Here is an 11,919-nt window from a genome sequence, read left to right as displayed (position 1 = left end):
CGCTAGGTCGAGCGCGCCGGCCCGGCCAGCGCCGGCGCCTTCGGCTTGCGGAACACCAAGACGTTGCCGAGCATCACCAGGACCAGCCCGGCCAGCGCCGGTGCGGTCCAGCGGTAGCCCTCGGCGAAGGCCGAGATGTTCAGCGCCACCACCGGGAACAGCACGGTGCAGTAGGCGGCGCGATCCGGGCCCATGCGCCCGACCAGGGTCAGGTAGGCGGTGAAGCCGATCACCGAGCCGGGGATCGCCAGGTACAGCAGCGAGCCGACGTAGCGCGCGCTCCAGTCGAAATTCAGCGGCACGCCCTGGAACAGGCACAGCGCCAGGAGGATCAGGGTGCCGTAGAGCATGCTCCAGGCATTGCCGGTGAGCGGGCGGATGCCGGCCTTCTGTTGCAGGCTGGAAAGCATGTTGCCGGTGGAGAAGCACAGCGTGCCTAGCAGGGCCAGGCCGAGGCCGTAGAAGGTTTCCGGGGTGGCCTGGTGACCCACCAATTCCGGCCAGAACAGCAGCCCCAGGCCGAGCAGGCCGAGACCGCCACCGGCCATCACGTTCGACGCGATGCGCTGGCCGAACCACAGGCGGGCGTTCAGCGCATTCCACAGGGTGGCGGTGGAGAACACCACGGCCACCAGGCCGCTGGGAATCCACTGGCTGGCGGTATAGAAGCAGATGAAATTCAGGCAGAACAGGCATACGCCCTGGGCCATGCACAGGCGTTGGCCCCGTGCGTCCAGCCTTTGCAGGCGGCGGCCGAGCAGCAGCACGGCGAACAGCACCAGCGCCGCCAGGGCGAAGCGGTAGGCGATCGACAGGGTGATCGCCACCGGGCCCATCTGCAGCTTGATGGCGATCCAGGTGGTGCCCCAGATGAGCACGGTGAGCAGGTACAGCGAAAGATTCATGGCGACTCCGCAACGACAGGATGCCGTCAGTCTGCGGGCGAGGCCGGGCGCGACCATTGTCCATTCTTGCGCTTTTCATCCGCCGCCTCTCGCGGCAGCGTCCGGGCGCGGGTAGCATGGCCGGCATGCACCAACCCAGTGATTTCCAGGTATTCCGCACCCTCGACCGGACCTCCAATGCGCGCCTGCTGCGCAGCAGCACGCTCAGCGACGGCCTGGCGCTCGCCCATTGGTACCGCGACGAAGCGGAGATCCTCGGCTACAGCGACCCCGGCCATCACACCCTGTCGCTCTACCTGCAGGGCGGCTGGCAGACCTTCCGCCGCGATCGTCCCGGGCTCTATGGCGGCCCCGACCGCTTCTGCGTGATGCCGGCCGAACACCACTCCGACTGGGCGGTGACACGCGGCCTGGGCTTCATGCACCTGTACATCAGCCCGGAACGCCTGGCCGGCGCGGCGGTACGCACCCTCGATTGCGAACCACGCAGCCTGCAACTGGAGGAGCGCACCTACATCCAGGACGAGCCGCTGGCCGCCCTGTGCCGGACCCTGGAACGACAGGACTGGAACGAACCCGGCGAGCGCCTGCTATGCACCAGCCTCGCCCACCAGGCGGTGGACCACCTGCTGCTCACCGGGTGCGGCAGGCGTACCGACGTACGCTGGCAGGGCGGGCTGGCCGCGCACGTGCGGCGGCGCCTGGCCGACTACATCGAAAGCCACCTGGAGCAGCCGCTGGAACTGGGGTCGCTGGCGGAGCTGGCGGCGCTCTCCGAGTACCACTTCGCGCGCATGTTCCGCGTATCCTTCGGCCTGCCGCCGCACCGCTACGTGCTGGAACGACGCCTGGCGCGGGCCCGCGACCTGCTGGCGTACTCCGCGCAGCCGCTCCAGGAGGTCTCGCTGGCCTGCGGCTTCGCCAGTCCGAGCCATTTCAACCGGCGCTTCCGCGAAGCCCATGGCGCCACCCCGGGGCAGTACCGCGCCGCCCTGAAAGCCTCCTGAAAGCCAGGCGCCGACAGCCTGCGGTTGTAGGCAGGCATTCCCGCAGCATAAAATGATAACTATTATCATTCGTTAATCCTTCTGCTCCGGGAATGTCCAGGTGTCGAGCGCCGACCTCGCCCATGCGGCCGCGTTGCATACCCTCTACAGCGACCACCACCACTGGCTCACGGGCTGGCTGCGGCGCCGCCTCGGCTGCCCGCAGAACGCCGCCGACCTGGCCCAGGACACCTTCGTCAAGGTCCTGGTTTCGCGCCAGGCCGCGCGCATCGACGAACCGCGCGCCTTCCTCACCACCATCGCCCGCCGCGTGCTGTGCAACCACTACCGCCGCCAGGACGTCGAGCGCGCCTACCTGGAAGCCCTGGCCAGCCTGCCCGAGCGGGAAGTCCCCAGCGAAGAGACCCGCGCCATCGTCCTGGAGACCCTGGTCGAGCTGGACCGTCTGCTCGACGGTCTGCCGCCGCTGGCCAAGGAGACCTTCCTGCTGGCCCAACTCGACGGCCTGGGCTACGCCGAGATCGCCACGCAGCTGGGCATCTCCCTGAGCAGCGTCAAGCGCTACATGCTCAAGGCTGCGCAACGCTGCTACTTCGCCGAGCTGCCATGAGCCTGCCCGCCGCACCCAAGGTGCCGCCGCAGGTGGCTGAACAGGCCGTGCGCTGGCTGGTCGAGCTGCAGGGCGGCGCCGACGACGAACGCCTGCGCCAGGCCTGGCAGCGCTGGCGCCAGGCGGCCCCGGAACACGAGCAGGCCTGGCGCCACATCGAGGCGGTCAACCAGCGCCTGGCCGGGATAGGCACGCCACTGGCCCTGGCCGCCATCAACGCACCGCATTCGCCGCAACGCCGGCGCGCGCTGAAGACCCTGCTGCTGGTCCTGGCCGCCGGCGGCAGCGCCTGGGGCCTGCGCGAGAGCGGCAGCCTGCAGCGCTGGAGCGCCGACTATGCCACCGGCGTCGGCGAACGCCGGCGCCTGGCCCTGGCCGACGGCAGTCGCCTCGAGCTGAACAGCGACACGGCGGTGGATGTCCGCTTCGATGCCGGCGAACGGCGCCTGCTCCTGCTGCGCGGGGAAATCCAGCTCAGCACCGGCCACGACCCGCGCCCGCTGCACGTGTACAGCGCGGAAGGCCGGCTGCGACCGGTGGGCACCCGGTTCGACGTGCGCCAGTTCGCCGGACGCACCCGCGTCGCCGTCCACGAAGGCGCGGTACAGGTGGAGAACCGCGCCGGCCAGGGCCTGCTGTTGCCCAGCGGCCGGCAACTGGACTTCGACCGCGAGCGACTCGGCGCTCCGCAGCCGCTGCCGGTCGGCAGCGGCGCCTGGACCGACGGCATGCTGGTGGCCGCCGGCATGCGCCTGGACGAATTCCTCGCCGAAGTCGCGCGCTACCGCCCCGGCCGGCTGGGCTGCGACCCGCGCATCGGCGGCCTGCGGATTTCCGGCAGCTATCCGCTGGACGATAGCGAGCGGATCCTCGCCACCCTGCCGGCGGTGCTGCCCGTGGAGGTACGGCGCGTCACCCGCTACTGGGTCGGCGTGCACCCGCGCGAATGAGCGGAAAGATATTTCCGCGCACCTGAGCCTTTTTCCCCACCTCGCGTGACAGAGGAGGAAAGCCAACCTCGAAAGATCCACTGGAGTGTCCCTCATGTCCCCGTCACGCGCCCTGTCGCCGCTCAGCCGCGCCCTGCTCCTCGCCTGCCTCGGCGGTCCCGTCCTGGTTTCCGCCGGCAGCGCCTGCGCCGCCGAGATCCGCACCGATGCCCGCCAGTACTACCGCCTGCCTGCCGAGCCGCTGGAGCAGGCGTTGAACCACCTAGGCCGCCAGGCCGGCGTGCTGATCGCCTTCAGCCCGGAACAGACCGCCGCGCGACGCAGCCAGGCGCTGGACGGCGAGTACACCCTGGAGGAAGCCCTGGCCGCCCTGCTCGCCGGCTCCGGCCTGGAGGCGCGCGCCCGCGGCGACGGCGCCTACACCCTGGAAGCGCTGCCGGTGGAAGACCCGGCCAACCTGCAGGCGCTCACCGTGGTCGGCGACTGGCTGGCCGACGCCAGCGCCGCCGACGTCTTCGAGCATCCCGGTGCGCGCGACGTGGTCCGCCGCGAGCAGTTCCAGGCCCAAGGCGCGTCCAGCACCCGCGAAGTGCTGGAGCGCATTCCCGGGGTCAGCGCGCCGCTCAACAACGGCACCGGCAGCCACGACCTGGCATTGAACTTCGGCATTCGCGGCCTCAACCCGCGCCTGGCGTCGCGCTCGACGGTGCTGATGGACGGCATACCGGTGCCCTTCGCCCCCTACGGCCAGCCACAGTTGTCGCTGGCGCCGGTGTCCATCGGCAACATGGACGCGGTGGACGTGGTCCGCGGCGGCGGCGCGGTGCGCTACGGGCCGCAAAACGTCGGCGGCATCGTCAACTTCGTGACCCGGGCGATCCCCGAGGACTTCGCCACCAAGCTCGACGTGCACAGCGAACTCAGCCCCAGCTCCAGCCAGGACGGCCTGAAGACCACCCACAACGTGCTGATCGGCGGCACCGGCGCCAACGGCCTCGGCGGCGCCCTGCTCTACTCCGGCACCCGCGGCGGCGATTGGCGCGAGCACAGCGATACGCGAATCGACGACCTGATCCTCAAGGGCCGCTTCCAGCCCAGCGACGAACACGCGTTTTCGGCGATGACCCAGTACTACGACGGCGAGGCCGACATGCCCGGCGGCCTCGGCACCGCGGCCTACCGCGACGACCCGTACCAGTCGACCCGTCCCTACGACAAGTTCTGGGGCCGCCGTACCCTGGCCAGCGCCAGCTACGAATACACCCCCAACGCCAGCCAGAAGCTCAACGTCACCGGCTTCTTCACCAAGACCCTGCGCAGCGGCTACCTCGACCAGGGCCGCAACCTCACCCTGTCGCCGCGCGAATACTGGGTGCGAGGCCTGGAAACCCGCTTCAGCCAGGGCTTCGAGCTGGGCGAAAGTCGCCACGAAGTGGGCATCGGCCACCGCTACGTCAACGAAGCCAGCCACGAGCTGCGCTACTGGACCCGCGCCGACAGCGGCCAGCTACCCAGCACCGGCAGCCGCAACGACCGCGACACCCGCGGCAGCACCGAAGCCAACGCGTTCTACATCGACGATCGCATCGACATCGGCAACTGGACCATCACCCCCGGCATCCGCTACGAGAAGATCGATTCCGAACAGAAGAACCTGCTGAAGAACAGCAAGGACAGCGGCCGCTACAACGCCTCGCTGCCGGCGCTCAACGTGATCTACCACCTCACGCCGAGCTGGAACCTCTACGCCAACACCGAGGGCTCGTTCGGCACCGTGCAGTACAGCCAGATGGGCAAGGCGGTGCGCAGCGGCGACATCGAGCCGGAGAAGGCCCGCACCTGGGAACTCGGCAGCCGCTACGACGACGGCATCCTGCGCGCCGAACTGGGCGCCTTCCTGATCAACTTCGACAACCAGTACGAGAGCAACCAGCAGACCGACAGCGTGACCGCCCGCGGCAAGACCCGGCACAAGGGCATCGAGGCGGCGATCGCCTACGACCTGGCCGATCTCGACCCGCTGCTCTCCGGCTTCGACATCTATGCCAGCTACGCCTACGTCGACGCGAGCATTCGCGAAGACGGGCCGAACAAGGGCAACCAGGTGCCGTTCTCCTCGAAGCACAAGGGCACCCTTGGCGCCAACTACCGCACCGGCGCCTGGAGCTACAACCTCGACGGCAGCTTCCAGACCAGCCAGTACGCCGACAACGCCAACACCGAGAGCGAAAGCGCCGACGGCAGCACCGGGCGGATCGCCGGCTGGATGGTCTGGAGCGCGCGCGGCACCTACGACTTCGGCCCGCAACTGAACGACCTCAAGCTCGGCCTGGGGGTGAAGAACCTGTTCGATCGCCGCTACTACACCCGCTCGTTCGACGACAACAACAAGGGCCTCTACGTCGGCCAGCCGCGCACCCTGTACGTACAGGCCTCGGTCGGTTTCTGAAGAAAGACCGCGGGAGCGCATGGCGCAACGGCGGACGATCGCCAGCGATCATCCGCCCTCCCCGCCGCCGGGCCTGGTTACCCTCAGGCCCGGCGTCACTTCCAGTTCGGATCGCTCTCCAACTGTTTCATCAGCAGCTCGCGGACCTGCCTGGAGGGTTCGCCGTACCAGCGATAGGTGGCGTACTTGCTCGGCGTCTGCATGACTTCGGCGGGCTCGTCCGGCAGGCTCACCTGCAGCCCGTAGGCGGCACTCTTGTCGCCGCGGAACGCCACCAGCAGGCGGTTGTTGCCGCAATCGTGGGGTTTGCAACTGTTGGCCAGGACGTAGGGCTGGCCCTCCAGGCTCAGGCTGGTGGACGGGGAACTCGGGCCGCTGGCGTCGGAAACCCATTTCGGCACGTCGCTCTCGCCCTTGAACATGGCATGCCAGGTGGCCTTGTAGCCGGGCTGGCCGAGCAGTTCGAACAGCCGCGGCTGCTCCTCGGCCTGCGCCGGCGCCCAGTGCAGCGCCGCGCCCAGCAACGCCAGGGAGAGCAGTCTGGATACTCCGTTCATGGTGATTTCCTTCGATCGGGTGAAATGAAAGCAGTCTATCCGGCGGTGGCCGCCGCTGGCTGCTTGGAACGGCACGACTGCGACAAGTTCGCTGTCCACCGGCAATTCCATCGATCGCCGGATGACAGGCATCCCGACGCGCCGCGTTTTACCGCTATAATCCCGCGTTTTTCCGGGCCGTCCCGCGCCCACGCCAACGGATTCCAGCAGGCACGCATCCATGACCACTCAGGCCGCCGAAGTCGCGAAGCGCCGTACCTTCGCGATCATTTCCCACCCCGACGCCGGTAAGACCACCATCACCGAGAAGCTCCTGCTGATGGGCAAGGCGATCGCCGTCGCCGGTACCGTGAAGTCGCGCAAGTCCGACCGCCACGCCACGTCCGACTGGATGGAGATGGAAAAGCAGCGCGGCATCTCCATCACCACCTCGGTGATGCAGTTCCCCTACCGCGAGCACATGATCAACCTGCTCGACACCCCCGGCCACGAAGACTTCTCCGAAGACACCTACCGCACCCTGACCGCGGTGGACTCGGCGCTGATGGTGCTCGACGGCGGCAAGGGCGTCGAACCGCGGACCATCGCCCTGATGGAAGTCTGCCGGCTGCGCGACACGCCCATCGTCAGCTTCATCAACAAGCTCGACCGCGACATCCGCGACCCCATCGAGCTGCTCGACGAGATCGAGGCGGTGCTGAAGATCAAGGCCGCGCCGATCACCTGGCCGATCGGCTGCTACAAGGACTTCAAGGGCGTCTACCACCTGGCCGACGACAGGATCATCGTCTACGTCCCGGGCCACGGCCACGAGCGCATCGAGACCAAGGTCATCGAAAAGCTCGACTCCGACGAAGCCCGCGCCCACCTCGGCGATCTCTACGACAATTTCGTCGAAGAGCTGGAGCTGGTGCAGGGCGCCTGCCACGAATTCGACAAGGACGCCTTCCTCAAGGGCGAGATGACCCCGGTGTTCTTCGGCACCGCGCTGGGCAACTTCGGCGTCGACCAGGTCCTCGACTGCATCGTCGACTGGGCGCCGCAGCCGCTGTCGCGCGCCACCCACGAACGCAGCGTGGAGCCGACCGAGGAGAAGTTCTCCGGCTTCGTGTTCAAGATCCAGGCGAACATGGATCCCAAGCACCGCGACCGCATCGCCTTCATGCGCATCTGCTCGGGCAAGTACGAGAAAGGCATGAAGATGCGCCACGTGCGCCTGGGCAAGGACGTGAAGATCGCCGACGCGCTGACCTTCTTCTCCTCCGAGCGCGAGCAACTGGAAGAGGCCTATGCCGGCGACATCATCGGCCTGCACAACCACGGCACCATCCAGATCGGCGACACCTTCAGCGAAGGCGAGAACTTCGGTTTCACCGGCATCCCGCACTTCGCCCCGGAACTGTTCCGCCGCGTGCGCCTGAAAGACCCGCTGAAATCCAAGCAGTTGCGCCAGGGCCTGCAGGAACTGGCCGAGGAAGGTGCGACCCAGGTGTTCTTCCCCGAGCGCAACAACGACATCATCCTCGGTGCGGTGGGCGTGCTGCAGTTCGACGTGGTCGCCAGCCGCCTGAAGGAGGAATACAAGGTCGAGTGCGCCTACGAGGCGATCAACGTCTGGTCGGCACGCTGGATCGAGTGCGATGACGAGAAGAAGCTCAAGGAGTTCAAGGACAAGGCCTTCGAGAACCTCTCCGTGGACGGCGGCGGGCACCTCACCTACCTGGCGCCGACCCGCGTCAACCTCAGCCTGATGGAAGAACGCTGGCCGGACATCCGCTTCCGCGCGACGCGCGAGCATCACTGATCGCACGGGAGGAGCCAGGAACAGCCTACCTGTCTCCTCCCGCGGCGGTCTCGGCGCAGGGCGGATAACCGTATCGCGGCTATCCGTCGCTCCAGCGCGGTATCGGCGGACAGCCCCTGCGCAGGCAAAGCGAACGCGACGCTGTGCGAAACGCCTCCTTCCCTCTTCCCAGGCTCCCCTCCCCATCGCGCCATCGCTCCGTACGCCTGCGCCTTTCGCAGGCGGGTGACGATACTTCCAGGTAGGAAATCCCTTCAAGCGCAACCAGGCAAGGACGCGGTAGCCCAAGCCGTTTCCGAAGGTGCCTCCTGAGCAGTTCAGATAGGTTGTCCGCCCCCGAGTGGCACGGCAGAGTGCCAGGGTTTATCTCATAGGGACTTGAGCATGAGCGGCAAACCCGCTGCGCGCCTGGGCGATCCGACCGCGTGTCCGCTACCGGGCCACGGCAGCAACCCAATCGTCGGCGGCTCGCCCGACGTCTTCTTCGACCATCGGTCCGCCGCCCGCCAGGGCGACGCCACCGCCTGCGGCGCCACCCTCAGCGCCAACGTCATCGCCAACGTACTGATCAATGGCAAGCCCGCCACCGTGGTAGGTAGCGTCGGCACCCACGGCAACCTGGTGGTCGGCGGGGCGGGCACGGTGCTGATCGGCAACAGCGGCGGCGGCGCACCCGCTCTCGCCCTCGCCCCACCGAAGCTGTGCCTGCAATGCCTGCTGCTGGCGGCACGCCGCAACCAGGCCCTGGTGCCCCTGGAAAGCCTCGGCGGCGCACCGTGAGCCGGCTCCAGCCGGCGCTCGCGGCGCCTACGCCGGACAGCCGCCTGTTCGCCCTGGCGGACGGCGCCCGCTACCTGACCCTGGACACCCGCCTGGAAAAGGCCGCGGGGGAAATCCGCTCGCGCTGGCTGCTGGCCGGGAGCGAGCTGGACGAAATCGCCCATGCCGGGCCGGTCCTGATCGAATTCATGGACAGCGCCCCGCTTTCGTCATCGGGCGAGTTCCTCGGCTGGCTGCGCGACTGGGACCGCCGCTCGCCCATGGCCTCCTGGCTGTGGAGCCGGGCGTCCTTCGAAAACCTCGCGAAACACTTCGCCGGGCTGCTCTTCACCCGCATGCCCGACGGCCGCCGGGCGCTGTTGCGCTACTACAGCCCGGAAGTGCGCCGGGCGCTGGAACAGGTCATGACCGCGCGGCAATGGACGCAAGTGATGGCGCCGCTGGAGCGTTGGCAGGTCTGGCAGCCCCTGCAGGGCGGCTACCTCGTCTATGACCGGGAAACGGAGCGGACCGCCGATGCTTGAACTGGATGCCGGCCAACTGGATCGCCTGCAGCGGGTCCGCGACGACGAAGTCATCGAGCGGGTCCTGCTGGAGGTACGCCGGGAGGCTCCCGCCTGGCTCGAACGACGCGGCCTGCTGCCCGCCATCCGGCAACTCGGCGAGCTGCGCGCGACGGCGCTGGAACTGGGTATCGAAGAGCCCGGGACGATCGAACGCTTTCTTCTGCACGGCCTGGCCTTCCCCGCTTTCCAGGACACGCCGGCGTTTCTCGCACACATGCGCCGGCCGCTGGCGGACAGCCCGGAACAACGCTTCCAGGACTACGAACGGATCGTCGAGTTTCGCCTGGCCAGCCAGAAATGGCGCGCGTACGAAACCTCGGGGAGACCGGCATGAGCGGCATAGGCGCGCTTTTCCGACCGCTGCCCCGCATGGGTCCGCGGCTGCCCTTCGAACTACCCGCGCCGCCCCGGCCGCACTTGCCGATGCCGGCGCCGCGCCCGCTGCCGCGACCGGCCCCCGGCGCGCTGCCCAGGCCGGTACCGCGTCCGATGCCGGTTCCGCAGACCCTGCCCAGGACCGAGACCGGCACGCTGAGCCGCGACCGGACCCGGGAAGCCGAGCGCGATTGCAGCAAGAGCCAGGGCCGCGACAAGGACTGCGTGGAGTGCCCGCCGTCCCGGGGCGAAATGGCCATCGCCAATAACGGCAAGGGCCACAGCATGTCGGACCTGTCCGCGCGCTACCAGCAGTGGGTGACCAATTTCCCGTTTCCCCACGAATGGTTCTGGAGCGGCACCTGGTGGGACGGCTTCGACGAGCCGCGCTGCACCCTGCTGGAGGCGAAGGCCAACTACGCCTTCCTGTTCGTCCCGCTGCTCGGCGTGCCCAGGCCCTGGGCGCGGGCCAAGGTGAAGTCGGACCTGCTGCAGAAGGCCGAGGTCCACAGCGACAAGGCCCGACCGACCCCGCCGGTGTTCGTCGAATGGCACTTCCTGCAGCGGATCGTCTACGAGTACTGCGCCGCGGAGTACCTGCGCATGGGACTGGCCAACCTGAAGGCATTCTGGAATCCGATGCCGGGAACGGACGAGCACGACGACTACCAGGAAACCCGCGCGAAGGAACAGGAAGAGATGAAAAGGTTTTGCGAAGAGAACCCGGGGTATTGCGCATGACGGACGCCAAGGCTTTCAGGCGCTACATATTCGAGCTGTACTTCGATCCGGCACGGCTCCTCGCACTGGACGACGACCAGCACCTGCAACGGATAGAACGCTTCCTCGATGCCCTCGCGCCCCTCCATCCGGTGCTGGAGAACTGGTACCTGTGCGGCGACTCCCTGCGCGATGCCCTCAGCCACAACGTCACCGAGCACCGCCAGGATCTCGCCAAGGCCCTGTCGCGTGACCGACGCACCCGGGCGGTGGAACTGGTGCTATGGAACGGCGAGGAGGATCCGCTCAAGGGCGGGTTGTCGCTGGACTACGAGGCCAGCGGCAGGGCCGTCTCGTCCAGGCTCCAGTTGGAAGATGCCGGCAGCCTGCTGCAAGTGTTCGACGCACCGGCTTCCTCCTTCGTCGCGATCTTCCTCGCGGCGCTGGAAATCTGGCCCGAAACGACCTGGGGCATGCTCGCTCCGCATGCGTACTTCATACACCAGCGGACCTTCCCGGACCGCCGCAGCATCGGCTGGATCGGCTTCTGCCCGCATCCGCTAAGGGCCACGGACTTCCCGGCGGCTACGGAGCTGGTCGACATTCCCGGCCGTGGCACCCTGCTGCTGAACGGCCGCGAACCGATGGACGAAACCCGTCGCGAACATTTCGAGCGCGTCGGCGAAGCGGACATCAAGCTGATGGAACTGGGCTACCTGCCGCCGCTGCGCGGCTGACGACGTACGAACCTGGTGGGGCCTCCGTTCCGTGGGGCGAATACGCCACCGGCGTAATCCGCCGGCATCCCGCCGCAACGGCGGATAACCGCAGGCGGTTATTCGCCCTACCAGGCCCACGTGCCACGCAGCAAGGCCACCCTGGAGTGACCTCCGTTCCGTGGGACGAATACGCCACCGGCGTTATCCGCCGAGATCCCGCCACGACGGCGGATAACCGCAAGCGGTTATTCGCCCTACCAGGTCCACGTGCCACGCAGAAGGCCACCCTGGAGGGGGCTCCGTTCCGTAGGGCGAATAACGCCACCGGCGTTATCCGCCGATATCCCGCCGCAACGGCGGATAGCCGCAAGCGGTTATTCGCCCCACCAGGCCCACGTGCCACACTGGAAGGCCACCCTGGAGGGGGCTCCGTTCCGTAGGGCGAATAACGCCACCGGCGTTATCCGCCGGCATCCC

General features: G+C 67.9%; 12 protein-coding genes. 10 read left to right on the top strand and 2 right to left on the bottom strand.

Annotated features, from left to right (window positions below; genetic code table 11):
• Positions 1-2 precede the first annotated feature (2 nt).
• The gene (locus tag JHD77_RS28120) at positions 3-905 is read right to left on the bottom strand and encodes a DMT family transporter (protein WP_003092997.1); all 903 of its coding nucleotides are present in this window, start codon (positions 903-905) and stop codon (positions 3-5) included.
• 125 nt (positions 906-1,030) lie between these two features.
• Between JHD77_RS28120 and mdrR1 the strand changes: the two genes are divergently transcribed.
• From mdrR1 to fecA, 4 genes are all read left to right on the top strand, one after another.
• The gene (gene mdrR1 / locus JHD77_RS28115; protein WP_031634737.1) at positions 1,031-1,912 is read left to right on the top strand and encodes a transcriptional regulator MdrR1; all 882 of its coding nucleotides are present in this window, start codon (positions 1,031-1,033) and stop codon (positions 1,910-1,912) included.
• A gap of 100 nt (positions 1,913-2,012) precedes the next feature.
• Entirely contained in the window at positions 2,013-2,522 is a 510-nt protein-coding gene (locus JHD77_RS28110; RefSeq protein ID WP_003092999.1) for a sigma-70 family RNA polymerase sigma factor, read from the top strand.
• Positions 2,519-3,472 carry a FecR domain-containing protein gene (locus tag JHD77_RS28105; protein ID WP_003113764.1) on the top strand — a complete coding sequence of 318 codons (954 nt, stop codon included), beginning with the start codon at positions 2,519-2,521 and terminating at the stop codon, positions 3,470-3,472. Before JHD77_RS28110 ends, JHD77_RS28105 begins: the two co-directional genes overlap by 4 nt.
• Before the next feature lie 94 nt (positions 3,473-3,566).
• Entirely contained in the window at positions 3,567-5,921 is a 2,355-nt protein-coding gene (gene fecA, locus JHD77_RS28100; RefSeq protein WP_025271276.1) for a TonB-dependent Fe(3+) dicitrate receptor FecA, read from the top strand.
• 95 nt (positions 5,922-6,016) lie between these two features.
• On the opposite strand, the gene ivy is transcribed toward fecA, so the two are convergent.
• Positions 6,017-6,478, bottom strand: a complete 462-nt coding sequence (ivy, locus tag JHD77_RS28095) for a lysozyme inhibitor Ivy (RefSeq protein ID WP_003093002.1) — start codon at positions 6,476-6,478, stop codon at positions 6,017-6,019.
• Positions 6,479-6,698: 220 nt separating this feature from the next.
• Between ivy and JHD77_RS28090 the strand changes: the two genes are divergently transcribed.
• The 6 genes from JHD77_RS28090 (at position 6,699) to tsiT (ending at position 11,460) form a co-directional block, all read left to right on the top strand.
• The gene (locus JHD77_RS28090; RefSeq protein ID WP_003093004.1) at positions 6,699-8,282 is read left to right on the top strand and encodes a peptide chain release factor 3; all 1,584 of its coding nucleotides are present in this window, start codon (positions 6,699-6,701) and stop codon (positions 8,280-8,282) included.
• A 384-nt stretch (positions 8,283-8,666) separates the two neighbouring features.
• Positions 8,667-9,062 (top strand): PAAR domain-containing protein, encoded by a 396-nt coding sequence (locus JHD77_RS28085; protein WP_003093006.1) that lies wholly within the window; start codon positions 8,667-8,669, stop codon positions 9,060-9,062.
• Complete coding sequence (locus tag JHD77_RS28080; protein ID WP_003104236.1) at positions 9,059-9,586, top strand: DUF4123 domain-containing protein; 528 nt, start codon at positions 9,059-9,061, stop codon at positions 9,584-9,586. The genes JHD77_RS28085 and JHD77_RS28080 overlap by 4 nt, the downstream gene beginning before the upstream one ends.
• On the top strand, positions 9,579-9,962 hold the full coding sequence (locus tag JHD77_RS28075) for a hypothetical protein (protein WP_003104238.1): 384 nt from the start codon (positions 9,579-9,581) through the stop codon (positions 9,960-9,962). The genes JHD77_RS28080 and JHD77_RS28075 overlap by 8 nt, the downstream gene beginning before the upstream one ends.
• Positions 9,959-10,744, top strand: a complete 786-nt coding sequence (gene tseT, locus JHD77_RS28070; protein WP_003104240.1) for a type VI secretion system effector protein TseT — start codon at positions 9,959-9,961, stop codon at positions 10,742-10,744. Before JHD77_RS28075 ends, tseT begins: the two co-directional genes overlap by 4 nt.
• Positions 10,741-11,460: a type VI secretion system immunity protein TsiT gene (tsiT, locus tag JHD77_RS28065; protein WP_004351560.1), complete on the top strand. Its 720-nt coding sequence runs from the start codon at positions 10,741-10,743 to the stop codon at positions 11,458-11,460. Before tseT ends, tsiT begins: the two co-directional genes overlap by 4 nt.
• The last annotated feature ends 459 nt before the right edge of the window (positions 11,461-11,919 follow it).

The organism is Pseudomonas sp. P20 (assembly GCF_016463925.1).
Taxonomy (GTDB): domain Bacteria; phylum Pseudomonadota; class Gammaproteobacteria; order Pseudomonadales; family Pseudomonadaceae; genus Pseudomonas; species Pseudomonas aeruginosa.
Note: the sequence above shows the minus strand (reverse complement) of the source record. Positions and strands in the feature narration are given on the sequence as shown.

Coding starts and splice junctions, on each gene's coding strand:
- JHD77_RS28120 (WP_003092997.1), bottom strand. CDS start 905: ATGAATCTTTCGCTGTACCTGCTCACCGTGCTCATCTGGGGCACCACC.
- mdrR1 (WP_031634737.1), top strand. CDS start 1,031: ATGCACCAACCCAGTGATTTCCAGGTATTCCGCACCCTCGACCGGACC.
- JHD77_RS28105 (WP_003113764.1), top strand. CDS start 2,519: ATGAGCCTGCCCGCCGCACCCAAGGTGCCGCCGCAGGTGGCTGAACAG.
- fecA (WP_025271276.1), top strand. CDS start 3,567: ATGTCCCCGTCACGCGCCCTGTCGCCGCTCAGCCGCGCCCTGCTCCTC.
- ivy (WP_003093002.1), bottom strand. CDS start 6,478: ATGAACGGAGTATCCAGACTGCTCTCCCTGGCGTTGCTGGGCGCGGCG.
- JHD77_RS28090 (WP_003093004.1), top strand. CDS start 6,699: ATGACCACTCAGGCCGCCGAAGTCGCGAAGCGCCGTACCTTCGCGATC.
- JHD77_RS28085 (WP_003093006.1), top strand. CDS start 8,667: ATGAGCGGCAAACCCGCTGCGCGCCTGGGCGATCCGACCGCGTGTCCG.
- JHD77_RS28075 (WP_003104238.1), top strand. CDS start 9,579: ATGCTTGAACTGGATGCCGGCCAACTGGATCGCCTGCAGCGGGTCCGC.
- tseT (WP_003104240.1), top strand. CDS start 9,959: ATGAGCGGCATAGGCGCGCTTTTCCGACCGCTGCCCCGCATGGGTCCG.
- tsiT (WP_004351560.1), top strand. CDS start 10,741: ATGACGGACGCCAAGGCTTTCAGGCGCTACATATTCGAGCTGTACTTC.